The sequence below is a fragment of the Rubinisphaera italica genome, assembly GCF_007859715.1.
GTDB lineage: Bacteria > Planctomycetota > Planctomycetia > Planctomycetales > Planctomycetaceae > Rubinisphaera > Rubinisphaera italica.
The window spans coordinates 2,312,564-2,338,450 of record NZ_SJPG01000001.1 but is presented as its reverse complement, the minus strand read 5'-3'; the positions used below and the strand labels follow the sequence as shown (position 1 = coordinate 2,338,450).

The following is a 25,887-nucleotide window of genomic DNA, read 5'->3' as shown; positions in this document are numbered from 1 at the left end:
CTTTGTGAAGTTTAATTGAAATTACATATTATTAAGCAGCTGCAGAATCTCCGATGGCGACGATTTCCTGTTCGCCGCGAACCATTTCCGGGGTGATCAAGTATTTCTTGCCATGACCCTGGTCTGGGAGATCGTACAACAAGTCGAAGACAACTCCTTCAAGAACAGATCGCAGGCTTCGAGCACCGGTTTCGCGTTGGGCGGCTTTGTGAGCAATCGCCTGCAGAGCTTCATCGGTAAATTCGAGAGTCGCATCTTCCATGGAGAAGAGTTTCTGGTATTGCTTAACGATGGAATTCTTCGGTTCAACCAGAATCTTGACCAGATCTTTTTCGAGCAGAGGAGACAGAGTGCTCAGCAATGGCAATCGTCCGAGCAGTTCTGGAATCAAGCCGAATTCCAGAATGTCATCGACTTCAGCCTGAGCAAGCAACGCATCCCGCTGAGCTTCCTGACTTTCAACAGAGGAAGAATTGAAGCCGATCATCTTACGTCCGAGACGTTTGGCGATGATATCTTCAAGTCCAACAAAGGTTCCGCCGCAGATGAACAGAATATTAGAGGTGTCGACCTGAATATATTGCTGTTCAGGATGCTTACGACCACCCTGAGGTGGAACATTGGCAACCGTTCCTTCGAGCATTTTCAGCAGAGACTGCTGAACGCCTTCTCCGGAAACGTCACGAGTGATCGACACGTTCTGGCTCGTTTTGCCAATCTTGTCGATTTCGTCGATGAAGATAATCCCCCGCTGAGCCGCTTCGATATCGAAATCGGCAGCGTGCAGCAGTTTAAGGAGCAGGTTCTCAACGTCTTCCCCGACATAGCCGGCCTCGGTCAGCGTGGTGGCATCACCAATGGCGAAAGGCACCTGCAGGTAAGTGGCGAGTGTTTTGGCGAGCAAGGTTTTTCCACAACCGGTCGGTCCAACGAACAGGATGTTCGATTTTTCGATCTGCACATCGGATTCATCACTGGCGTGGTTCATCAGTCGTTTGTAGTGATTGTGAACAGCGACGGACATCACTTTCTTGGCTCGTTCCTGGCCAATCACATATTGATCGAGATGTCCTACGATTTCGCGAGGAGCGGGAACTTTCTTGAAGAGAGTTTGGGAATCACCCCGGCGTTTGTGTTCCTGAGTTAAAATCGACTGACAAAGATCGATGCAGTTTTCGCAGATGAAGACATCTTCTGGCCCTTCCACAAGTGGACCAACTTCGCGATAACTCTTTCCACAGAAAGAACAATTCGCGTGCTTCTTGCTACTGCTTTGTCGTTTACCTGAAGTGAAATCTGTACCGGAGGTCATGGGCTATCCTTACTTGACTGCGATCAAATCGCGTTTGATCGGAAATCGATTCTATCCTGGAGTGGAACTGAGACTGCTGCCTCCGATTCAGAGTTCTCAGTTCACGGTATTTGACCATCGACCATTCTAGTCGGGCGTCTGTTTTCTCTATCCCTGGAGATGGAAACCGAGAGGACTCTCGCGATTTCCGAAATGTCTACTATGCAACCCTCGTGCCAAATCCTGAAAGTTGTAAAAACGATTCTAGGAGAATGTTTTCACCAGGATCTCACGAAACAGATTTTGAATCCTTTCCAGAATCTGGTTTCGTCTGCTCCTTGGCTGATGGACCAAGTTGCAGGCGCGATGCAAGCCGACCTTTGATGGATCGGTATTCTTCGCTCGACAACTCACCCCTTCGTTGCAATTCTGTCATACTGGTCAGCATATCGTGGTCGACGTTCGTAGTATCTTCACTCTCAGAAAGAATGGATCTAACCCACATAATCAGTCCAATCAGCAGACCTATGAAAATGAGCAGCAGGACCCATTGACCAGCGGTAGCTTGTAGTAAATCCGTTAAGTTTCGAGCAGCCAGTAATTCCATCGGGCTCGAGTCCTTTCCAGACTTAAAACAAACACAAGAGCAGACTTAACGCAAAGCTTACAAATCGCGGCCTCACTTCGGAGTAGAAATTACCACGATGTTGTCAGTTTTCCCATTATTGCGAGTCCATTCAGGAATTCAATCCCGATTTCGAGAGCGGGTTACACAGCATCGAATCATTAGAACCACGGATGGACACGGAAAAGCACGAATAATTTATAGTAGCCACCGTTTGTAGGTTGGGTTAGCGGAACGCATAGCCCAACGCTTCTGACATTAAGTCTACTCTGTGGTTTCTCAACTCTTGTTGGGTTACGCTTCGCTAACCCAACCTACTTCGCCAACAATACAGTGTATTTATTCGCACTTCCTCCCGATTTTTACTTACTACCGGCTGATTTCCCGGATCGAATCAGTTTACAATTCGGGGTGGCATTGCAAACATTGGGGCAGAACAAGGAATATAGAAAATCAACAGGCGAAGTTATGGATTTTGAACAGAGACTACAAAAAGCGATCGACCGAGGTAAACGAACCAAGGAGCAGGTTCAACAGACGCAATCAGCCCAAGCCACTACTGAAGAGGAATTCAAAGCCCTGCATTCCTCGGCTCGATTGGAACTGACGGACCACATCGAAGCCTGCCTCAGAAAGATAATCGATCACTTCCCAGGCTTTGAATACGAAACCATAATCGATGAAACCGGCTGGGGAGCCAGGATTCGCCGGGATGACATTCACATGAAACGTGGCAACGCCGATCGTCTGTACAGTCAGTTAGTGATGATCATTCGCCCCTTCTCTTCCGGACACCTGATCGATCTGCTCGCCAAAGCGACTATCCGCAATAAAGAACTCTTCGCCAGAAATCATTTCCAAAGACTCGTCGAACTCGATCTCGACTCTTTCAGCAACCTGATCGATCTCTGGGTCCTCGAATTTGCAGAAGGCTATTCGGCTCAGGAATAAGCAGTACTCATGGTATGATGAATTGTCGAGATACGCTCATCAAGTCTTCATCAAACTCCAGGAAAATCACATTTGGGCTCCATAATCTTAACCCGAAGCGTAAGCGAGGGGACGACCTTCAAACAACAATAGAGTTAAACTCATAACTGGAGTTTTCCAAAATCTCAGTTACGAATAATGAACCAAAGCATCCGTGGAAATCTGTGTCCATCCGTGGTTCTTTTCCCTGTCAGAGAATCCAACTGCATCATTTATGGAAAAAAGTACGGGGCAATTTGAATTCGGGCAGAACTGGGCAGACTTCTCAAGGCTGATCGATCAGGAGTCCATTGATCAGGCGATCACAAAATTGTCGGATCTCCTGGGTGGACGGGAAGCCATCAAAGGTCGCTCCTTTCTAGATATAGGCTGTGGCTCCGGCTTGCATGCTTTGGCTGCTCAGCGTCTCGGAGCATCTGAAATTACGGCCATCGATTACGATCCCCATTCCGTCAGCACGGCTCAAAAAGTCTTTTCCGAATATGGGATGTTTGACAATGCGGAATTTCTGCAGGCAAATATTCTTACGCTCACCGAAGAGGACCTGAAAGCCTACGACATCGTTTATAGTTGGGGAGTCCTGCATCATACGGGAAATCTCTGGCGGGCTGTCGAAAACGCCTCTCGGCATGTCAAACCCAATGGAATCTTTGCGATTGCTCTGTACGAAAAGACAAGACTTTGTCCGCTCTGGAAAATCGAGAAAAAAGTTTACTCTTCTTCTCCCGTCTTCATCCGACGCCTGCTCGAATGGTGTTATATGAGCGTTTTTTATCTGGCAATGAAATTTCGAGGAAAATGTTTTCAACAATATGTAGACACCTATAATAAGGAACGGGGGATGAACTGGCGAACCGATGTCCGCGACTGGCTCGGCGGCTGGCCTTACGAATCGGCCAGTCAGCAGGAAGTCGAAACATTTGTCAGTCAACTCGGCTTTGAACGACTTCCTCTCGGAAAACCATCCCCTCCTTCAAAATGGGGATTACTCGGAACTGGGTGCAGCGAATATGTTTTTCGTCGAATAGCGTCAGATATCGATTAACCTCTAGAATTCTCATTACTACTCAAAATGACTAAAAAACGGGTTCTCTTCAGTATCGGATCGCTTGGCGGTGGAGGAGCCGAACGGCAGGTCATTCAATATTTGACTCATTTGGATCGAAGTCAGTTTGAACCCGTCTTATATCTGACGAAACGAGAAGGGCCATTTCTGAGCGAAGTCCCTGACGATGTGCCAATCGCTTCGTTTGAAGAGAGAGTGGCTCTGCCTCGATGGAATTTTCCTGGTGCGATCTATCGTCTTCAGGTTCAGGATTTCAGAAAGTTTCTTGTCGAACAGCAGATCGATCTTGTCTGTGCGGTCACTATTATGAATGTACTTGTGGCCGGGGAAGCGATTAAAGCTGTCAATAGACCCTGGCTGGCGGTCAGCATGGCTGATCTTCGCAATGAACTCAAACGCGAACTTGGGAAGTTTTCTACGATAAAACATCGCAAACTCTGCCGGGCGTTTCGGGCAGCCGACCGCGTGATTGCTGTCTCGACTGGCGATCGGGAAGGATTGTTCGCCTGCCACAATGTCGATCCTGAAAAAACTTTAATCGTTCCCAATTCTGTTGACATTGAACGCGTCGAAACACTGGCAAGTGAACCGTCCCCCAATTGGGATCCTCATCAATTCCACATTGTTCTGGCTGGTCGATTGACTCATCAGAAAGGGCATCGATTTCTGATTGAAGCGATGGATCAAATCGTTCATCAGCAAGGCATGAAACAGGTTCAGCTGCATTTGCTCGGACAGGGAGAACTCGAATCTGATCTGAAGAACATGGTGAGTGAAAGAAATCTGGATGACCATATTGAATTCGCTGGCTTCATCGACAACCCCTTTCCCTATCTCAAAGCGGCTGATCTGTTCTGTCTGCCTTCCCTCTACGAGGGCATGCCCTTAATCCTGCTCGAAGCCATGGCCTGCGGCGTGCCGATTGTTGCGACGGATTGCCCAAGTGGTCCTCGGGAACTTCTCGAGGGTGGTAGATATGGCAGACTAGTCACACCTGAGTGTTCAGGGGACTTAGCCAATGCAATCACTGAGGCAATTGAGAATTCAGCCTGGCGAGAAGAGGTTTCCCGTTCATCAAAAAAACATGTCGCTGAAAAATACGAGTCCAATGTCACAATTCGCCAACTGGAAAATCATTTACTGAAAATCGCACAATCACAAGGGTAGTCGTTCACCTGGAAATGCGATAACTTGTATTTCATGCTATTGACGATTCAAAGTTTTGTAGCTTACGCATATTTTGAAAGAAAACGATTTTTTTTCCGGCGTGCAGATCAATCCAGCTGGGCTGGGTGTTCACATAAATTGAATTGATGGAGTAAATGACAATGCGAAACGGGCCTGGACTAATTCTTCTTTTCTGCCTCATTTTCAGCAGTGGCATATCTGGTAATTTTTCTCAGGTTATCGCCGAGGAGAATAAAAACTCCCGACCGAATCTGTTGATCATTCAAACGGACGAACATCACTACGGCACCCTGGGATGCTACGGCAGCACGATGTTTGCGGGGGAAGGCTCGTTGACGCCGAATCTCGATCGCATCGCTGCTGAGGGTGCGATTGCCACCAGTTTTTATGCAACCACTCCTGTCTGCTCCCCTTCCCGTTCGAGTCTGATGTCGGGCCGTTATCCCCAGTCAACTCCTGTGGAACAGAATGACATTGCCATGAGTGGGCAAATTACAACATTTGCCGATGTTCTCAAGAACGCAGGTTATTCAACAGGCTATTCTGGCAAATGGCATCTGGATGGAAATGGCAAACCCGACTGGGCCCCGACTCGCAATTTCGGCTGGAGCGATAACCGCTACATGTTCAATCGGGGACACTGGAAAAAACTCGTACTTGAAGAAAATGGTCCAGCTGTCGGCTCGAAGGATAATCGGGGACGAGAGAATTATAATCTTGATGGAGCCGACGAAAAAACCTTCACGACAGACTGGCTGATCGATCGCACGCTCGAGTTCATCGACGAAAATGCCGACGAGTCTTTCTGCTATATGGTCAGCCTGCCAGATCCCCATGGACCGAATTCCGTTCGTGCGCCTTACGACACGATGTACTCGGAGAAAGATGTCGTCATTCCGGAATCTCTCAAAAAGAATCGAAGTCAGATTCCGATGTGGGGCCAGCCGGAACGGAATGTGAACGAATACAACCTGAAAAAAATCATGCCGGAATATTTCGGGATGGTAAAGTGTATCGACGATAATATCGGACGATTGCTCCAACGGCTGGAAGAGAAAGATCTGCTTGATAACACAATCGTCATTTTCACTTCCGATCATGGCGATCTCTGCGGCGAGCATGGAAAATTGAATAAGGGAAATCCTTACGAGGGTTCTGCCCGTGTGCCGTTTTTGATTCGATATCCGACAGCAATTCCAGCCGGGACCAAAGTTGATGTTGCTCTTTCGTGCGTCGATTTCTTTCCGACGATTCTGAAATTGATGAATGTCGAAGCTAATGTGGAGACTGCCGGGCGTGATGCCTCGGAATGGTTGCAGGGGAAAAAGCCGGAGAACTGGGACGATGTCGCCTTTCTTCGCAGCACCCGATCAAACCCACTGTGGTTATGTGCGGTGAGCGATCAGTACAAGTTGGTCTACTCATCATATGATCGTCCCTGGCTTTTCGATTTGTCAGAGGATCCGAATGAACTCAATAATCGTTTTAATGATCCCGCTTATGCGAAAATCAAAGTGCAATTGTCTAAGGCTTTGAAAAATTACGGCGAGACTTACGACGACTCTTACCTCAACAATTCACGAATTCGCTATTACCTGTTGCAAAATTCGAAGTCCCCGGAAATCGCCCGGCTCGAATTTCGACTCGGTGAAAAAGAAGCAGGGCCGAATCTAGTTGCCAAAGCATTACCAAATTTACCGAACGATCGAATATATCTTCACCAGGAACCAGTTCTCGAAAACGAGCATATCGCAGGAGCGACAAAATCGAATCAGGACGTCGGCGATGCCATAGAAGTGACGTTCACAAAAGAAGGTGCGGAGATCATGCAGAAAGTCACTGCAGAAAATAATGGAAAACGGCTGGCCATTTTGGTGGATGACAAACTGATCATGGCTCCTTATATTCGCAGTGAGATCAGTTCCAAAGCTGTTTTAACAGGGACATTTACAAATGCAGAAATAGAACGTCTGCTCTTCTCGCTGAATGCACCTGCAGAATAGTCATGTTGAGGGGCTCAATTCCGATACTCGTTTGAGTCCTGGCTCCAGAATCGATAAAACAAGAATATCGTTCCTTCACACCGATGATTATCAAACCAAGAATAGAAAAACCACAAGGTTAAACAAGGAAATACAATGAAAGCGCCCATTCGAGTCGCAGTTACTGGAGCAGCAGGTCAAATTGGTTATGCGATGATTTTTCGCCTGGCCAGTGGTGAAGTTTTTGGCCCCGATCAACCTGTCATTCTGCATTTGATTGAACTTCCTCAGGCGCTCTCTGCTCTGGATGGTGTGCACATGGAATTAGACGACTGTGCCTTCCCGACATTGGCAGGAGTCGTGAAACAATCGAGTGACGATCTCGAAGCCGGCTTCGCCGATTGCAACTGGGTCCTCTGTGTGGGTAGTGTTCCTCGAAAAGCAGGCATGGAACGTGGCGATCTGGTTCGTATCAATGGGCCAATTTTCACCAATACTGGCAAAGCGATCCAAGCAGCTGCCTCCAAAGATGTTCGCGTGCTCGTCGTCGGAAACCCTTGTAATACAAACTGCCTGATCACGATGGCAAATGCTCCTGACATTCCGCGCGATCGCTTCTTTGCGATGACTCGTCTCGACCAGAACCGAGCCGCTTCGCAGCTGGCTCAGAAAGCTGGAGAACCGGTTTCTTCTGTGAAGAATGTTGCAATCTGGGGAAATCACTCGGCGACTCAATATCCCGACTTCTACCATGCCACCATTAACGGAAAATCAGCGAACGATGTCATTACCGACACCGACTGGTTGCAGAAGGATTTCATTGAAACCGTTCAGAAACGTGGCGCAGCGGTCATCAGTGCCCGCGGTGCTTCCAGTGCAGCTTCTGCTGCCAATGCCGCCTTGGATACAGTGAAAAGCGTAATTCGCCCAACAGCCGAAGGTGACTGTTGCAGTGTCGCAGTCTGCAGTGATGGCAGTTATGGGATCGATGAAGGTCTCATTTTCGGATACCCGATTTCCAGCGACGGATCGAAATGGGAAATCCTTAAAGGCTGGGACAACAATGAATTTGCTCAGGAGAAAATCCAGGCAACCCTGCAGGAACTGCGAGATGAACGGGATGCTGTTAAGGATCTTCTGTAATTTCTTTCGCAACACCTTTGAATCATTGGAGGGCTCTCTGAGCCTGAACCATCTGTCGGATGAAATTTTGTTCACAATTTCATTCGACAGGTTTCGATTTCAAGGCAGCGATTGCGAAATCCTGCTCGTCCGTTACTATTTTCAGGACACGAAAACAATATGTGTCTGTTGATTTGATCTTTACTCAGATGCATTTGTCGAGAAGACTTGAAATTAACTCTCCGAGTATTTCAAAATTGATGAACTCGATTTGCAATCAGTTTGGTGATTTGGTCTCAGGCCTGCTTCAAACACTGCAAAACCTGTCAGGAAATGCTCCAGTCCGATGGAAAATGAATTGGCTATGCCGGCAAAACGTAAGAAATTAGCCTCCGGGGCAAAAGTTCGACTGAAAGCAGGATCTACGATTCCCGAAGTTCCACCGGTCAATGCCGACCAGTGGACCGGAGTTGTGATTGAGGCTAAAGGCCGTGGAGATGCTCTGCAGTACATCGTCGAATGGGACGAAGAAACTGAGCAACGCATGCCAGCCGACTTTATCAAGGCCTGTGAAGAGACTGGCTTATTCTATAAAATGGCCTGTCTGCCCCATCAGGATGTTGAAGCCTGCGAATGATGGTTGAGCAGATGATGTTTCTGCATCCCCCTCATACGCAAAATAGAATTCGGATCGAACTATGAACGACACCACCCAACTCGACTCAGTACATCATTTGGCGATCTCTGTCGAAAATATTGCCGAAGCAGTCGAATGGTACACCGCCCAATTTCGCTGCGAAATTGCCTATCAGGATGAAACCTGGGCCATGCTGCAGTTCGCTAACCTGCAAATGGCTCTCGTGATCCCCGGCCAGCATCCACCACACATTGGCTTTGCCATTCCCGACGCCGAAAAATACGGCGAACTCAAACTGCACCGCGACGGCACCCGCTCCGTCTACACCGCAGACCCCTTCGGCAACATCGTCGAAATGCTAGACGACCAATCCATATAGACAAGCGAGCGTTCCGCTCGACCGGGGGCAGTCGCTTGGACTGCCTCATATTTAAGTACGCTCTGTTTGCTCCTGCAGTTCGTCGGGTGATAAAGATAAGATGTTCTCTCAAACCTCGTCAAATTTTTTCAGATGAAAATCGATGACCAGTGGCAGGTGGTCTGAAGCAGCCTTGGTGAGTTTTCGTTTCACGAGCCGTGCTTCATTCACGTAAAGCTTGCCTTTGACAAAGGCTTTATCGAGAGCGCCCATTGGCAGGTAAGCTGGGAACGAACGAAATTTTCGAATCGGTTTCGTGATTTGTCGAAAGCCCTGACGTTCGAAGGGGCCGCGTGCGAGGGTGTCTCTCCAGTCGTTGTAATCGCCAACGATGATCGTGGGAAGTTGAGCATTGTCTTGATAAACGGCTTGCTGAAAAAAATGTTCAACCTGAGCGTGCCTTTGTTTTTCTGCAAGTCCGAGATGCCAACCAATCAGTAAGAGTGGTCCCTCAGGCGTAACGACGACTGCGACTTGTGCTCCTCGCTTTTTGCGATGATTCAGTTTGAGGCAGACATGCTCGACGACCCGCAACGGGAATCGAGAGAGAATCAGATTACCGTAGCCACCGGTTTTGATTTTGTGATTCCACTGAAAATCGTAGCCTGCGTATCCAAAGTGTTCTTTGAAGATCGTCGGTTGGTTATGAAACCGTGTCCGGTTCATGTTGTGATCGACTTCCTGCAGGCAGATAATATCAGGATTTTCGTGTTCGATGACATCAATCGTACGTTGCAGGTTATATCGCTGGTCACGTCCTCCGTAACCTTTCTGGATGTTGTAACTCATCAGACGCATGGTTCGAAACTTCAGTAACTCGTATTGAGATAATGTATTCAGTTTGTCGTTTATTTAATCATAGAAGATAACAGTTGGACGAGAACAGCTTGCGTGTCATAAATTTTATTACTGAAGCCATTCCAGAATCATTACCAAATTGTAGTAGATTTTCACGATCACCTCTGTTTACAATAAATAATATATTTGTAGACGCATTGTTTTTTTGTTCAGCGGGCATGTTCCAATTCAGTTGGGCTCAACGGAATCTGATTACAAGACCACTTAATTGCCAGACGGCATTTTACATTGAACGATTGGCTTCAATGGCCGCGTTTCCATCGCGGCTTTTCTGTAAGACTCCAATACGATCATCGCCTCAGGTCATTTAGTTCGGTCACGGTTTTCAGAATTCGTATTCTTCAAGCCGAAGACCGGATGATCCATGTTGCCGAAATTTATACAAGCCAAACTATCTGACTCCCCACCCGCTACACGTCGTGCCAGACATACACTACAAGACCCGCAAGGTCCGGGAATGGTCGAATCGATCTTCTGGTTTCTAGGAACCTGGGGATTGCATCTGCTTGGAGTCGGGCTGACAGTCGGCGTCTTTGTCGCCATCTTTTCCAGCAGTGGATTGGCCTGGAACGATTTGATCGTGCTGGAATTCCTCGCCGCACATCAAATGACGCTGCTGGCTGGTGAGCAGTTTGTTTTTGTGACTCTTGTGTTAATCGCAGCCTGGTTTCGTCTGCGTGGAAATCTGGGGCATCGCCTGAGCAGCCGACCTCTGCCCTTTCAGCATGTTTTTCTGCTGACCTGTCTGGTGATTCCGCTCTCCACCTTTAGTACCGCACTACATCAATGGGGGATGCGTGGCTGGAATTCTTTGCTTGAAAATGTGCCTGGATTACGTGCGATGGACACCATGCAATCGATGGATTTATTGCAGGAGTTGTCGTCAACGACTCCCCTCTGGACTCTTCTGCTGGTATTCGCCATTGCACCTGCACTGGGAGAGGAGATTATTTTTCGAGGAGTCATCGGCCGTGGATTGATTAGGCGATGGGGGCTGGTCGGCGGGATATTACTGACATCTTTCCTGTTTGCGATCGCACATATGCACCCGGTTCACGCTCTGGCTGTGTTTCCGATTGGAATTGTTTTGCATTATGTTTATATCACAACTCGAAGCTTCTGGGCTCCGCTCTACCTGCATTTTTGTAATAACACATTTTCGATTATGAAATCGACACATACGATTCCCTCAGCAGAGAACTGGAATTTTACTGCGGCATTGACCATCACACTATGTCTGATTTTGTTTCTCTCATTTCTCTGGATCACTCGAGTGCGATATGTCCAGCATGATGGTAAAGAATGGACTCCCCCCCGCCCTTCCCTGGAATTACCAATCGAAATTCCTGTCACACTCACTTTTTCGAGCCTGCCCTGGCGACTGACCGTTGGTGGTCTCGTTCCACTGATAGGCTTTCTGGCAGCCACTGCTGCTCACGCTCAATAATGCTCTGTCGAGCTTTATTGTCGCCCTCAAATCGCTATTCCGCAGGCAGTTTGCCTGCTATTTATAACTGAACTAATGCGATAGTTGGAATAGTAGTGAAAAGTTCATTTGTATGTCGGGCTCATCTGACATTTTGCACATTCGCACTTTTTCTGAGAGCGGTTACAATCTCCCACTATAGATTCTTTCCTGCCTGCCCTGCGAATTTTCGATGCAAATAGTACGTCATGTTGATGATTACCACCCGTTTCGAGGGGGAGTTGTCTCAATTGGGAACTTTGATGGTGTCCATTTGGGACATCGTGAGATGCTGCGGAAACTTGTTTCGTTAGCCAAAAGTCGCGGCGTGAAGGCGACTGCGATGACATTTGATCCCCCGCCGGTCGCCCTGATTGCTCCCGAACGGGTGCCTCCCCGCTTGAGTACCGTGAAACGCAAAGCCGAATTGATGGAATCAGTGGGAATTGACTGCCTGCTCGTTTATCCGACCAGTCGAGAATTTTTGAATCTTTCCGCTCAGGATTTTTTCGAGCAAATCATTAGACAACAATTGCAGGCAATCGGGCTTGTCGAAGGTCCCAATTTTTTCTTTGGGAAAGGTCGTCAGGGAGATGTGAATTTGCTGGCCGAGATGGCAGCCAGTCAACAGATGGACTTTGAGGTTGTTTCGGCTGTCGAACAGGATGGGATGGTGATTTCCTCTTCCTTGATTCGACAGATGATTTCTCAGGGCCGAATTGAAGAAGCTGTCCACTGGCTGGGGCATCCGTATCGATTGACCGGGACGGTCGAAACTGGAGCCTCTCGTGGAAGTGGGCTTGGGTTTCCGACAGCGAATCTGACTGACATTCAAACTTTAATGCCCAGAGCCGGAGTTTATGCGGGGGTGACAGAAATTGAGGGACGACACTATCCGGCTGCCTTGAATATCGGGGCGAATCCAACTTTTGCAGATAATAATTTCAAACTGGAAGCGCACCTGATCGGCTTTCAGGGGGACCTGTATGGTCAGGAACTTTCTGTCGATTTACTTTCATTCACGCGAGAAATTCAGAAATTTGAAAATGCTGCCCAGTTGAAATCGCAACTGGAAAAAGATGTTTCTGAAATTCAGGCAATTGTATCGAATCGTATCGTGCAGTAACCTCAAATAAAAATGGACATCGAATTTTGCCAGGCAGTGCCTGACCTACATTTTTCTACAGAAGCAGACAGGCTGATTTTTTGGATACTCATCCCCTGAAATTTTTGAAGAACTTGCGTCGCACCGGGGAAATTGCGGCTATTCTGATCAATCATGGGTTTGGGGATGTTGTAGAACGGATCGGCCTCAATAAATATCTCAACTGGGGTCGTCGTAAACTTCTGAAAAAAACAGAGGAAGAAACACGCACGCTCACCCGCGGCGAACGTGTTCGCCTGACCTTTGAAACGCTCGGGCCGACATTTATTAAATTCGGACAGGTTTTAAGCACTCGTCCCGACTTAATTCCTCAGGATATTGTTGACGAACTTGCTTTGCTGCAGGAACGTGTCCCTCCCTTTGATTCTCAGGTGGCGATTCAGACAGTTGAGAAAGCCTTAGGTCAGACAATTGATGACTGCTTCGGCTCATTTGAGTCGGAGCCACTGGCAACGGGCTCATTGGGTCAGGTGCATTGTGCCCGATTGCCCGATGGATCCGAAGTAATTGTGAAAATTCGTCGACCTCGAGTGGTTCGCGATGTCGAACGAGATCTTTCCTTGATTCATGAACTGGCAGCTTTGATCAAAAAGCACGTTCCTGAAGCCGAAGTGTTTGACCCCGATGGACTGGTTCGGAATTTTGAACGGACAATTCGGCGGGAATTGAACTATCTGAGAGAAGCCCGCAGTATTGAAGATTTTGATCGGATGTTCGACGGCGATGCGTCTTTGTATGTCCCGCAGGTGTATCCTGATTACTGCCGGGAAAACGTGCTCGTGATGGAGCGAATTCGGGGCTATCGGGTTGATCAGATTTTCGATGTCCCCTGCCTCTGGGAAAAGCGTCGACAGATTGCCAACAATGGGGCACGGCTGTTTCTCAAGTCGGCATTTGAAAATGGCATGTTTCATGGAGACCCACATCCCGGTAATTTTCGGATTCTGGACGATGGTTCCATCTGCCTGCTCGACTTCGGCATGATTGGGATCTTGGACGAACAGATGAGAGAAAGTCTGGTTGATCTGTTTATTGCGACCGCTCGAAAAGATTCTCGTCGTTGCCTGAGAATTATGCTGCAATTGTGTGAAACGATGAACGATATCGATGAACGACATTTTTGTGCCGACTATCGCGAGTTTATCGACAAGTATTACGGCTTGCCGCTGGATCGGCTGGATATTGCCAAGATGCTACGGGATTTTGTATCGATTCTTTCGACACATCGCCTTCGTTGTCCCGGCGACTTAATGCTGCTGATCCGGGCGATCATCCATCTGGATGCAGTCGGTCGAAAAATCAATCCGGAATTCACGCTCGTTGAAGTCGTCGTTCCGCATTTTAAAAAGATTTTGCGGGATCGTTATCGTCCCGATCATTTGTGGGAACGAGTTCGTGAAGAAGCTCAAATACTGGGTCGAGCCGCTCATGAAATTCCACTGGAGATTGCGACCGCACTCAAAAAATACAATCGGGAAGATTCTTCATTCAAAGTAAAAGTGACTGGAATGGATTACATGGTCAACGAATTAGATCGTTCCAGTAATCGAATTGTCGTCGGTTTGATCGTCGCCTCCTCGATTCTTGCCTCCAGCCTGCTCGTTCGCAGCGATGCCGCCACGGATTGGTTCAGCGTGCCAATTTACATTATGTCCAGTTTTCTGGGAATCTGGCTGATTTATGGCATTTTTCGGAGTGGTCGATTGTGAGTGAAATAATTGCCGCGATTTTGAATACGGTAGAAAAGACTGATTCATTCGACACTCTGCGTCAATTAAATTTTTAGTAAGAAGATTTCCTGGGTGGCACGACCCAGAACGAAGTGATGGGCGTGGGGATTACAAACGACCACGCCCTTCGCGTTGCTCAGGGGCGTGCCACCCACCGATTGTGAAATAAAAATCGAAAAATCGTAATTCAGCAAATATTTTTGACAGGTTGGAAGCCTGTCCTACCAATTTATCAATAGAGATTGTTAACAGATGCAAGAAGAGCAAATTGGTCCTTTGAAATGTCGAATTGTGGGGAATCCTCGTAATGCAAAATTGACGGCTGTGTTTTGTCATGGATACGGAGCGCCTGGTACAGATCTTGTGCAACTGGCGCCGGAAATTCTCGGGTTGGATGAACGGCTCGATGGTCAGGTTGCTTTTGTCTTTCCGGAAGCTCCGCTCTCACTGGCGGAACTGGGGATGCCGGGCGGTCGGGCGTGGTGGGAAATCAATATGATGCGACTACAGCAGTTGTTACAGACTCGTCAGATTGAAAAACTCGTGATGGCACAACCCCCCGGATTGAAGGAAGCCCGCGAATTGTTCCAGAAGTTTCTGGAGGCACTCCAAAGTGAATATGATTTGACGATGGATCGGCTGATCCTCGGTGGATTCTCTCAGGGAGCGATGCTGACAACCGATTTCTTCCTGAGAACTTCCGATCAACCGGCAGGGCTTTGTCTGTATTCCGGAACAACAATCTGCCTGGAAGACTGGCAGAAACTGGCTCAGGAAAAAACAAAACTCCCTATTCTGCAGTCTCATGGAACACAGGATCCAATTCTCCCCTACGAAGCAGCTGTCTTGTTGAAAGATTTGCTGAACGAGAATGGACAGGAGGTCGAATTCCTGCCATTTCAAGGGCCGCATACGATTCCTTATGAAGCGTTGGAGCAGACGGCAAAAATGCTGGTCAATATTTCAGAGAGTAAATGATTACCTCACTCTACATAGACGAGCCAAGCCAGTTATTATATTGGTAGGATCATTATCATGCATGTTGACCTTTTGCAAAAAGTCAATAATTACTTAATCTCCAAAAACATTGACGGTGCCGCACTAGAACTTGAATCTCTGCTGCGAACAGTAACATCGGATCGATTCTCCACTCTGGCAATGTCTCACTTTACGAACTCATCGGATGCAGTATTTGAACATATCAAGAAGTTTGTTTCTGCTTGCCAAGACAAATTCGAAGTCCGTACTGTTTATCTGGAAATGAACGGATTTGATATCAATTATGATCGCTGGTATTTTGATTCATTTGCTTACACAGTTCATTATAACGTCACTGAAGACATGGATTGGCTATGCGATTGGTCATCACCTGATTGGAAACAATTTACACTTTGTGGACTTGAAAAAACACAGGATGACTTTCGTTGGTACTCTGAAAATAAAATTTACGAAAATAAGACTCACGATAAAGTTATGGAAATCGCTTCGCTTCTTGTAATGGTGCGGTTTATTCAACTCATCCGTGATTCAATCCCCATCAGTAAATCAAATAGTTCCATACCGTTACTCGCAACCGCTCACGATTTCGATATCTTTGGGCGATTAATGATATAGTGAATCGCTGGGGCCAAAAAGTTGCCTCCGATATTTCTTTCTGGGAAAACGCAATCATTAGTGATCTAGTTGGCTGAGTTCGCCCCCGGCCACTCAGAAAAATACAAATCCCAGTTCTTTCATCGGACTGATTTCACACCGATTTCAATTGAAACCAAAGAAGCAGGTCGTGGCATCCTCGACGAGGAAAACCTTCCTTTGTAGAATCGATTCCACACACCACAAACACGATCCTCAACAGAACCGCGCACATGGTTTCATTTCGCGATTACTTTCAAGAAGGCCCGATTCCCTGGACGCAGTCGAATTTATTGGGATTGCAGTATTTATCAGGCGAAGAGATCACTCTCATTCTCGATCAGGCAGCCGAGTTCAAACGGCTGGCAGCAGAAGGTCATTCCAAACTCGGGCTACTCAAAGGGACCGTTGTTGGAAACCTGTTTTTTGAGCCTTCAACACGCACACGCACCAGTTTCGGACTGGCAGCCAAGCGACTTTCAGCCGACACAGTCGATTTCTCTCCGTCGGGAAGCAGTCTCTCCAAAGGGGAATCGTTTCTCGATACCGCGCGCAACATCGAAGCGATGGGCGTTTCGCTGATGGTCGTGCGACATAAGACTCCTGGTGCTCAGCTGTTTTTATCACAACGCATGAACTCCCCTGTCCTCAATGCAGGGGATGGAACGCACGAACATCCGACACAGGGATTACTCGATGTGATGACCATGCGCGAACGCTGCGGGGATCTCGCAGGCAAAACGGTTGCCTTGGTGGGAGACATTCGCCATTCCAGAGTTGCACGATCCAACATCTGGGGGTTGACAAAACTAGGTGCCAAAGTGATTGTCTGCGGACCAGCGACACTCATTCCGCCACAAATTGAAAAACTGGGAGTTGAAGTTTCGCATTCACTGGATGAAGTGATTCCGCGAGTCGATTGCATCAATTTATTGAGGATTCAATTCGAACGTCAACGGGGAGCGTTTTTTCCATCAATTCAGGAATACGCCCATCTGTTCGGAATGAATGCCACTCGATTAAAACGGGCACGTGAAAATGTCGTGATTCTTGCACCGGGGCCAATCAATCGGGGAGTGGAAATCACGCCGCATGTCGCCGATGGAAAGCATTCGGTCATTCTCGATCAGGTCAGTAACGGCTTGGCGGTTCGCATGGCTGCCCTTTATTTGCTCCACAGACGTCAGCAGGAATTGCTTTCGTTTCCCCCAGAGCCGCAAGTTTCCCTCATATAGATTTTGACAGTCATGGCTAGTATTCTGATAAAAAACGGGCGTGTGATCGATCCGGCTAATAACCGTGATGAGGTCGCATCGCTGTTGATTATTGATGGACGAATTCAGACCAACCCAGGCGACGATGTTCATGCCGATGTGGTGATTGATGCGACGGATAAAATAGTTACGCCCGGTTTAATTGACATGCGGGTTTCGTTGCGGGAACCGGGGAGTGAAGAAGATGAGACGATTGAATCGGGAACGGCTGCCGCTTTGGCGGGGGGATTCACGACAATCGCCTGCATGCCGGATACCGAGCCACCGATGGATAATCGGGCAGCTGCTGAGTTTGTGATTCTGCAGGCTGATCGTGCCCGTAATTGCCATGTCATTCCGATTGGAGCGGTGACAAAGCAGTGTCATGGAGAAGAACTGGCTGAAATTGGACAACTGCTTGAAGGTGGCGCGCGAGCCTTCAGCGATGCTAAACAGACTATTGCCAATTCCGAAGTGATGCGCCGTGCTCTGGAATACACGGGCATGATGAATCGGCCGATTTTTCACCATGCTCAGGTGCCGGAATTGATAGCCGATGGCCTGATGCACGAAGGATTTTATTCCACACTCCTCGGTTTGCCTCCGATGCCAGCCGCGGCTGAGACGATTATGATTAATCGTGATATTACGCTCGCCGAAATTACGGGCGGACACTTGCATCTGATGGGCATCACGACCGAGTTTGGTGTTGAACAAATTCGCAAAGCCCGGGAACGTGGAGTGCGAGTGACCGCTGATGTCACGCCGCACCATCTTTATTTTAAAGATGAAGACTTACAGACATTTCATTCCAAATACAAAGTCAATCCCCCCTTCCGTACAGCTGAGGATATCCAGGCTCTCATCGAAGGTTTGCAGGATGGCACGATTGATGTCATCACAAGCGATCATCAGCCGTATGCCGAAGAGAAAATCACCTGCGAGCTGGATCAAACGCCCTTTGGGGTTGTCGGACTGGAAACACTGGTCCCCGCCTGCATTAACCGTCTGATCGAAACCAATTTACTTTCGTGGCTGGAATTGATCGCCAAACTGACCATCAATCCTGCGAGAATTCTCGGAATTGAAGCGGGCACGCTCTCCGAAAATACGGTCGCTGATATCACGATACTCGATCCGGCGATGTCTCAAACAATTGATCCCGACAATTTCCTGAGCAAGGGACGACGAACTCCATTTGCGAACAAGGAGCTTAAGGGCGGGGTTGACCATGTGATTGTCGGTGGGGAGTTGAGATACTCGGCTGCTTCATTGACGACAGGCTGATAAGTTGTCGCAGTTACTTTGAAGTCGACTGTTTTTGTTCAACTCTGCCCTAAAATTGATTGATCATTTTTATTACTCAGCAGATCAATCTTATGACGACAAAAAAATTGCTCCCGATAATCGCTTTAGTCATTGGCTGCGTATTATTCATTTCAATCGTGTGCTTTTTCATGTTCAATGCATGGAAAAAACGCGAGGTGGAATTTGCGACTCATCCGGCGACGAATCAATTGATTCCGAGTGTGAAGCAAGCCATCGTCGATAATTCGAATAGAGTTTACGGCACATACAAAGATTTGAAAATTCCGCAGACTGCTCCTGTTCAATGGACAACGCCAGCGGATGAAAAGGGTGAGCCTCAGCATCGGCTTTTGAATGCTCAGGCGTTATACACACAGCATTGCCTGATGTGTCATGGTGTGAATGGAGCCGGGGATGGTCCGCAGGCTCATATATTGAATCCAAAGCCACGTGATTTTCGGCTGGGCATTGTCAAATATACGTCTACTGAAGTTGGGCAGAAAGCCAGCACGGACGATCTGCAGAATGTGATCAAAAATGGAATTGCCGGGACCGGCATGCCGGCGTTTAAGGGGCTGGGAAATCATGAGATCGCGCAGATTGTCGACTATGTGAAGTATCTGGCGTTACGCGGGGATACCGAGAGAGTTGTTTCGATTGAAGCCGCGGTCGATTTTTCAGAGGCTCAGGCTTCAAAAGGAAATCGGCAGGATCTGCTCGAAGAAGCAAATAGATTCATAGAGGAAGATATGCCTCCTATTTACGATGAGGAGTCAGAACGCTTATTTGATATATGGAAGAAGGCGGATTCTCCCTCTCAAATTGTCGAGCCGGAAGGCCTCCCCCCTGCCCCAACAGAATCTTCTCTGGCCGAGCCTTCGATACTCTCGATTGAGAATGGCCGCAGGCTTTATCTATCGAAAAAAGGCCAGTGTGCCAGTTGTCATGGTGAGACTGGCAAGGGAGATGGGGAACAGACGACACAGTTTCATAAACGACCGGATGGATCGAATTATGAAGAACCCGGGTTGCATGATGCCTGGGGGCATGTGGTGAAGCCGCGTGATTTGACGTATGGCGTCTTTCATGGAGGTCGGCGGCCGATTGATATTTATCGTCGGATTTATGCGGGGGTTAAAGGGACGCCGATGCCGGCTTATGGGACATCGGGATTGAGCGAAGCAGAGATCTGGGATCTGGTGAATTATCTGCTTTATCTGGCGGGAGATTTTCCGGAGATCAGTCAAGAAACCTTCAGTCATTAGACGTCCCGCGACAGACTCATTACTATTCAAATTGATATCTTCCTCGATGAGGCACGATTTTTGCCGCATCGTCCTACCAGAAAATCTCCTGCCTTATTGGCACTTACGAGTCATATCTGTTAATACAATTATGCCTTGATGATTCATGATTGAGGCGATAGATATGTATAGAAAGTCAGCTGTATTTCTCACGTATGGAATTTCTCTGTCAGATTTACAGTGATTTCAAAATTGAAATGACGGCTTTTATTTTTGCGTTTACAAATTGGAGTAATCAATCCTGATGAACAGTGTAACGAATTCAGCGTCGGACCAGCCTGCGGTAAAGAACGCAGATGCACAGGCAATGATTTCCGCACAGGGACTGACGAAATATTACGGCGAATTCATTGCGGCTACGGATGTCAGCTTTTCCGTCTCCCGCGGCCAGGTCGCTGCTTTTCTGGGTCCGAACGGAGCCGGGAAATCAACGACCATGAAAATGCTGACGGGCTTCCTGTCCCCAACACGCGGACGAGCCAGCATTGGCGGATACGATGTGTTTGAGGATCGTCTGGAAGCGGCTCAAATGCTGGGTTATCTGCCGGAAAACGGCCCGCTGTATGCGGAAATGACGCCTAAAGCGATGATGAAATACTGTGCTCGTATTCGCGGGATGTCAGCCGGTGATACTGCTGCCCGAATCGATTATGTCGTTGATCGATGTTCGCTGGGAACGGTCTGGGAGAAGCCAGTCGGGAAACTCTCCAAAGGATTTCGCCAGCGTGTCGGCATGGCTCAGGCGATTTTACACGATCCCGAAGTCTTGATTCTGGATGAACCAACCAGCGGTCTCGACCCGAATCAGACGCACCAGGCGCGCGAATTGATTCTCAGTCTGGCCGAATCGAAAACAATTCTGCTTTCAACGCACATTCTGGCAGAAGTCCAGGCGATGTGCAGTCGCTTAATTCTGATTAACAACGGTCGCGTCATTCTCGATGGACCGATTGAAGAATTAGCGAATGGGGTCACCGAATTGGAAGATCGATTCCGAGAATTGACGGCTTGAGACCTCAAGCGTATTTAAGAAGAATCCTGTAGGTCGGGCAGTGTCCGACCTACAACTGATAATTCAATATGAGACTATTCTAGAGTCTCTCTCAAATAGAGGAGTAGGACACACGATGATTCGCGGACATGTAATACACGCGGTCTTTTCCAGAAATCTGGCAGGTTTTTTTTCCGGTCTTCTGGGCTATGTCGTTATTGTCGCCTTTGTGGTGATCGCTGCCTCGCTGGCATTTTCGGCTGATTTTTTCGCCAGTAATCATGCGACACTCGACCAACTGACATCCAACTTTCCGGCTCTGCTCGTTTTTCTAATCCCGGCTCTCACGATGACCTGCTGGGCAGATGAACGGAAAATGGGGACGGATGAGTTGCTGTTCACGATGCCAGCGACCGATCTTGAGATTCTAATCGGTAAGTATCTGGCCATTCTGGCTGTTTACACCGTTGGTTTACTATTTTCATGCACGAACCTGATCATGCTCAGTGTGATCGGCAATCCCGACCCAGGCGTTCAATTCACAACCTACATCGGATACTGGCTAGCCGGTGCGTCGCTGATCAGTGCCGGGATGCTCGCTTCCGCATTAACGAGTCACTCAGCGGTTGCGTTTGTGCTGGGGGCAATCTTCTGCTGCATCCCCGTCTATATTTCTCTGGTTGCGAATGTTGTGACATCAGGAGTGGCTGCGTTTCTGCGAACATTTGGTATGTCTTCCGAACGCGTTGCAGCGATCATTCCTCAGGCTGGAGCGATGGATGTTTTTACCATCAGTCATCACCTGAGTGATTTTGCTCTTGGAATTCTGCCGCTGGCCGGGATAGTTTATTTCTTCTCGTTGATTGGGTTGTTTCTGTATCTGAATTATGTGGTCATTTCCCGACGACATTGGAACACAGGCGAAGAGAACAACTCAATGGGCTGGCAGTTCTCGGTCCGCTCGATTTCTCTGGCGATTGCTCTGATGAGCATTACAACTCTGGCCATTGGCTCGGTCAGCCGTTTCGATTTTACGCAACGAAGTCTGTACACGCTTTCTTCGGTCACCTCGAAAGTCATTAAGGAGCTTGATGCCGAGCGACCTGTGACGATTCAGGCGTTTGTCAGTCCTCAGGTTCCAGAAGAATACTCAGCTGTGCATCAGAATCTGATCGGCACCTTACGCGAACTGGCTCATCGTGGCGGTTCGAAAATCAATGTTCGCATCACAAATGTGGAGCCATTCAGTGAAGAAGCCGAACAGGCTCGATTACTGGGAATCACTTCACGATCTGTGCAGACAGAACGCAATGGAGAGATCAAAATCGAAGAGATCTTCATGGGCGTGCGAATCAGCAGTGGTTTGGATGAAGTGGTCATTCCCTTTTTCGATTTAGGGAATTCAGTGGAATACGAACTGACTCGCTCTCTGCGAACTGTTTCCCGCGAAACCCGATTGACGGTCGGCATTTTGAAAACCGATGCCAGTGTTGCTGGTGGATTTGACTCGGCGACGTTCCGTAGCCAACCGGAATGGAGGATCGTGACAGAGTTGAAGAAGCAATATAACATTGAAGAGATTTCTCCAGACTCTCCAATTGATGAATCCAAATTCGACGTCCTGCTGGCGATCCTGCCTTCTTCGCTGACAGAGCCACAACTGGAAAACCTGGTCACGTATGTGGCCACAGGAAATCCGACATTGATCTTTGATGACCCCATGCCGATGTTCAACATTAATATGGCTCCTCGCATGGAGAAACCGCCTCAAGGTGGTGGCATGATGGGTCAGCAGGCTCCGAGTGAACCAAAAGCCGATGGCGGTAAATTAACCTCACTGCTGGGTGTAATGGAAGTTGTCTGGGAGAATGGAGAAATCGTTTTTGATCGCGATTCTCCATATCCGAAAATTGAGGATATGCTCGGGCCGGAAGCCGTGTTCGTCTACGATAAAAGAAAGGCTCGCGATGCCTTCAATCCCGACGATCAGACGACAGCCGGATTGCAGCAGATGCTGATTTACTACTCGGGAACAGTTGTTCCGCGAGAGAGTGAAACTATGGAATTTACACCTCTGCTGCGATCGGGAGCGGCGAATTCCGGGATCTTGAATTTTGATAATCTGATCATTCGAAATCCACTATTTGGAATGACGCTCAATAATAATCCCCGTCGCGACAATGATGAATTTAGCCACGTCGTAGCAGCACGAGTGAAATCGAAAGCGGATGAAAAAGAGTCTGGTAAAAACCCCGTCATCAATGCGATTTTTGTGGCGGATATCGATCTAATTTCCGATGGAATTTTCGATCTGGCAGAACGACAAAGCATTCAGGCTCTCGGCATCGAGATGAAACTCGACAACATCAAGTTCGTCTTGAACTGCGTCGATTCATTGGCCGGTGAGGAAGATTTCATCTCACTGAGAAATCGTCGGGACGAATCCCGTACACTCGATTGGGTCGAAACGTTGACATCTGGAGCTGTGGAAAAACGAAGTGCCGCAGAGAAAGCTGCTCGTGAGGCTGAAGAAGAACGATTAGCCGATGCGAATCAGGAGTTGCGGGATAAAATTGCCGAACTTGAAAAAGATACGTCTATGGATGAGTTGGCAAAACTCCGTGAAATTCAGATGTTGCAGTCGGCATTGAGCCGTAAGGTGGAAGTCGACACCGTCGATATTGAACGAGAATCGGAAGCGCAAATCCAGGCGATTAAAGCGAGTTCAGAACGGGAAATCGCTGCCGTCAAAGGACAGTTCCGCTTCTGGGCGATTGTGCTGCCGCCACTTCCAGCGATTCTTCTCGGTTTGATCATCGGTTTTTCCCGCGTTCGCAATGAACGTCGCATGATTATCGATGAACGACGGGTTAAGCGAGCTTAGAGCAAATTTTCTAGAAGCATTTTTCAAGTTTCCTATATCGAATTTAGAGGACCAGTGTTCGGATCCAATTTCTCAGTGAACTGAAAATGAGAAGTGAACCAGGTCATGATTCCCATAAGAGGTTGAGTTTCTGATGAACAGTATGACTCGAACATTAATTTATGTTGTCGTTGCCGTTGTAACGCTCACTTTAGCCATCTGGAATGGCATGCCTTCGGCAGAAATGAATGTCAATGTGGCCGCCAATGTGGGTGAAAAGTTTTTCCCGGAGTTTACCGATCCCACTGAAGCGACCGGCGTGCGGGTGATTGTCTTCGATGATGAGACCGCTGTGATTAAGCCTTTTGAGGTCAGCCGTGTGGGTAACGAGTGGAGAATTCCCTCCCATTACGACTACCCCGCTGATGGAGCCGAACAGTTGTCGAAAACTGCCAGTTCACTTGTTGGCGTGGAGCGTGGAGCGGTTGCAGGTGAATCTGAACTCGACTTTGCCCGACTGGGCGTTGTCGATCCCTTAGCGGATGACAAAGATTCCCTGAAAGGTCGTGGTGATCGCCTCACCTTGACCAAGGGTGATACTGCTTTAGTCGATCTGATTATCGGCAACAAAGTTCCTGATAAGACGGATCAATATTATGTGCGAAAGCCGGATGATAAAATCACTTATATCACCAATCTGAAAATTGATCTGACCACCAAGTTTGGCGACTGGATTGAACCGGATTTGCTCATCATTGAACCTGCCTCACTTCGAGAACTTGAGATTCACGATCATTCTGTCGATGTACTTAACGGTCGTATTTTAGCCGGTTCCGATGTGATCCTGACGCGAGCTTCCGATTCTGATCCCTGGACAATGGCTGGTCTGGATCCCGCAAAAGAGGAATTAAAATCGTCAGAAGTCAATGCCATGGTGACGGCTCTTGATGGGCTGAAAATTATCGGTGTTCGCCCCAAACCGGAAGGTCTGCGGGGGGATTTGCGAATGACCGGGGATGTGACACCGAGTCGGAGTACTCAACGCGAGTTGAATAGCCGAGGGTACTATTTAGTGCCGACTGAAGATCGAGGCTTAGAATTATACTCCAATGAAGGAGAGCTCTCGGCTCTAACGAATTCTGGCGTCAAATATGTGCTGAGATTCGGCGATTTATTCACGGGTGATGAATTCGATATTGAAGTTGGCTCTGCCCAGAGTGAGGATGAAGAGGAAACCGAGGAGCCTTCAAAACCTGCCGATGAAAGTGGATCAAAAAAGAGCCGCTATCTGTTTGTTTCTGTGCAGTTTGATCCCGATGCAATTGGTGCAATTCCTACGAAACCGGTCCCCCCAGCGGAATCGGAAACAGAAGCGAGCCCTGAGCCTGCTGATGGCGACGCAGCGGAATCTGAAACAGAGACCGCTGAGATAACCGATGATAAGCAAGCCGCTTATGAGGCTGCATTGAAGCAATACGAACGGGATCTTGAAGAGCATAAGAAACAACTTGAAGATGCCAGAAAACTTGTCGATCAGCTCAATGACCGTTTTGCCGACTGGTATTACGTGATTGACGCAGCCAGTTTCGATCGTTTGAATAAAGGACGAGCCGATTTAGTCGAGGAAAAGGCTCCTGCTGAAGAACCGGCTCCGGAAACATCAACGGAGACGAAACCGGAAATGCCGGCTCCTGTGAATTCAACTCCCGTTCCCGAAGAGACAACATCGACTCCTGCTCCTGCTGGAACCTCGACAAAACCCGAAATGCCAGCTCCAACGGAAGCAACTCCTGCTCCTGCAGCCACAACTTCGACTCCGGCCATGCCGGCTCCAGCAACCACAAGTACTCCTCCACCGGTTTCAACCTCGGAAACAACACCTCCCGCAGAGTCGACTTCGACACCTGCACCGGCCACGACATCCTCTCAGTAGAGAAATTGCGTGAACCGTTTGACCTTTTTGGGGTCAGGACATAAAGTATGTCAAATAAACCAAGTC

21 protein-coding genes are annotated in these 25,887 nt (G+C 48.2%); 18 read left to right on the top strand and 3 right to left on the bottom strand.

Going from position 1 to position 25,887, the window contains the following annotated elements:
- Window positions 1–31 precede the first annotated feature (31 nt).
- Entirely contained in the window at window positions 32–1,312 is a 1,281-nt protein-coding gene (gene clpX, locus Pan54_RS08845) for an ATP-dependent Clp protease ATP-binding subunit ClpX (protein ID WP_146503136.1), read from the bottom strand.
- 268 nt (window positions 1,313–1,580) lie between these two features.
- Window positions 1,581–1,898 (bottom strand): hypothetical protein, encoded by a 318-nt coding sequence (locus Pan54_RS08840; RefSeq protein ID WP_146503135.1) that lies wholly within the window; start codon window positions 1,896–1,898, stop codon window positions 1,581–1,583.
- A gap of 486 nt (window positions 1,899–2,384) precedes the next feature.
- On the opposite strand from Pan54_RS08840, the gene Pan54_RS08835 reads away from it, so the two are divergent.
- The 7 genes from Pan54_RS08835 to Pan54_RS08805 all read left to right on the top strand — a co-directional run bounded on the left by Pan54_RS08835 (window position 2,385) and on the right by Pan54_RS08805 (window position 9,280).
- A complete protein-coding gene (locus Pan54_RS08835) occupies window positions 2,385–2,867 on the top strand; it encodes a hypothetical protein (RefSeq protein ID WP_146503134.1) in 483 nt (160 codons plus the stop codon).
- Window positions 2,868–3,120: 253 nt separating this feature from the next.
- Entirely contained in the window at window positions 3,121–3,951 is an 831-nt protein-coding gene (locus tag Pan54_RS08830) for a class I SAM-dependent methyltransferase (RefSeq protein WP_146503133.1), read from the top strand.
- A 27-nt stretch (window positions 3,952–3,978) separates the two neighbouring features.
- The gene (locus tag Pan54_RS08825) at window positions 3,979–5,139 is read left to right on the top strand and encodes a glycosyltransferase (protein ID WP_146503132.1); all 1,161 of its coding nucleotides are present in this window, start codon (window positions 3,979–3,981) and stop codon (window positions 5,137–5,139) included.
- A gap of 161 nt (window positions 5,140–5,300) precedes the next feature.
- Complete coding sequence (locus Pan54_RS08820) at window positions 5,301–7,163, top strand: sulfatase-like hydrolase/transferase (RefSeq protein ID WP_165441679.1); 1,863 nt, start codon at window positions 5,301–5,303, stop codon at window positions 7,161–7,163.
- 135 nt (window positions 7,164–7,298) lie between these two features.
- Entirely contained in the window at window positions 7,299–8,285 is a 987-nt protein-coding gene (locus Pan54_RS08815; RefSeq protein WP_146503130.1) for a malate dehydrogenase, read from the top strand.
- Between the two features lie 343 nt (window positions 8,286–8,628).
- Window positions 8,629–8,901 carry a hypothetical protein gene (locus Pan54_RS08810; protein WP_146503129.1) on the top strand — a complete coding sequence of 91 codons (273 nt, stop codon included), beginning with the start codon at window positions 8,629–8,631 and terminating at the stop codon, window positions 8,899–8,901.
- A 61-nt stretch (window positions 8,902–8,962) separates the two neighbouring features.
- A complete protein-coding gene (locus Pan54_RS08805) occupies window positions 8,963–9,280 on the top strand; it encodes a VOC family protein (RefSeq protein WP_146503128.1) in 318 nt (105 codons plus the stop codon).
- Window positions 9,281–9,388: 108 nt separating this feature from the next.
- Here Pan54_RS08805 and Pan54_RS08800 read toward each other — a convergent pair whose 3' ends face one another.
- A complete protein-coding gene (locus Pan54_RS08800) occupies window positions 9,389–10,117 on the bottom strand; it encodes an endonuclease/exonuclease/phosphatase family protein (protein ID WP_146503127.1) in 729 nt (242 codons plus the stop codon).
- 424 nt (window positions 10,118–10,541) lie between these two features.
- Here Pan54_RS08800 and Pan54_RS08795 point away from each other — a divergent pair, with 424 nt between their 5' ends.
- The 11 genes from Pan54_RS08795 to Pan54_RS08745 all read left to right on the top strand — a co-directional run bounded on the left by Pan54_RS08795 (window position 10,542) and on the right by Pan54_RS08745 (window position 25,821).
- Window positions 10,542–11,624 carry a CPBP family intramembrane glutamic endopeptidase gene (locus Pan54_RS08795; protein ID WP_146503126.1) on the top strand — a complete coding sequence of 361 codons (1,083 nt, stop codon included), beginning with the start codon at window positions 10,542–10,544 and terminating at the stop codon, window positions 11,622–11,624.
- 211 nt (window positions 11,625–11,835) lie between these two features.
- A complete protein-coding gene (locus Pan54_RS08790; protein ID WP_146503125.1) occupies window positions 11,836–12,768 on the top strand; it encodes a bifunctional riboflavin kinase/FAD synthetase in 933 nt (310 codons plus the stop codon).
- An 80-nt stretch (window positions 12,769–12,848) separates the two neighbouring features.
- A complete protein-coding gene (locus Pan54_RS08785) occupies window positions 12,849–14,516 on the top strand; it encodes an ABC1 kinase family protein (protein ID WP_146503124.1) in 1,668 nt (555 codons plus the stop codon).
- Window positions 14,517–14,789: 273 nt separating this feature from the next.
- Window positions 14,790–15,515: an alpha/beta hydrolase gene (locus Pan54_RS08780; protein WP_146503123.1), complete on the top strand. Its 726-nt coding sequence runs from the start codon at window positions 14,790–14,792 to the stop codon at window positions 15,513–15,515.
- A gap of 57 nt (window positions 15,516–15,572) precedes the next feature.
- Window positions 15,573–16,151 (top strand): hypothetical protein, encoded by a 579-nt coding sequence (locus tag Pan54_RS08775; protein WP_146503122.1) that lies wholly within the window; start codon window positions 15,573–15,575, stop codon window positions 16,149–16,151.
- A gap of 251 nt (window positions 16,152–16,402) precedes the next feature.
- Window positions 16,403–17,404, top strand: coding sequence for an aspartate carbamoyltransferase catalytic subunit (locus Pan54_RS08770; protein ID WP_146503121.1), 1,002 nt, complete (start codon window positions 16,403–16,405; stop codon window positions 17,402–17,404).
- 12 nt (window positions 17,405–17,416) lie between these two features.
- Window positions 17,417–18,709 carry a dihydroorotase gene (locus Pan54_RS08765; protein WP_146503120.1) on the top strand — a complete coding sequence of 431 codons (1,293 nt, stop codon included), beginning with the start codon at window positions 17,417–17,419 and terminating at the stop codon, window positions 18,707–18,709.
- Window positions 18,710–18,906: 197 nt separating this feature from the next.
- Window positions 18,907–19,995, top strand: a complete 1,089-nt coding sequence (locus Pan54_RS08760) for a c-type cytochrome (protein ID WP_165441678.1) — start codon at window positions 18,907–18,909, stop codon at window positions 19,993–19,995.
- A gap of 346 nt (window positions 19,996–20,341) precedes the next feature.
- A complete protein-coding gene (locus Pan54_RS08755) occupies window positions 20,342–21,046 on the top strand; it encodes an ABC transporter ATP-binding protein (protein ID WP_242631262.1) in 705 nt (234 codons plus the stop codon).
- Window positions 21,047–21,161: 115 nt separating this feature from the next.
- Entirely contained in the window at window positions 21,162–23,909 is a 2,748-nt protein-coding gene (locus Pan54_RS08750) for a Gldg family protein (RefSeq protein ID WP_146503117.1), read from the top strand.
- A gap of 142 nt (window positions 23,910–24,051) precedes the next feature.
- Entirely contained in the window at window positions 24,052–25,821 is a 1,770-nt protein-coding gene (locus Pan54_RS08745; protein ID WP_165441677.1) for a DUF4340 domain-containing protein, read from the top strand.
- The last annotated feature ends 66 nt before the right edge of the window (window positions 25,822–25,887 follow it).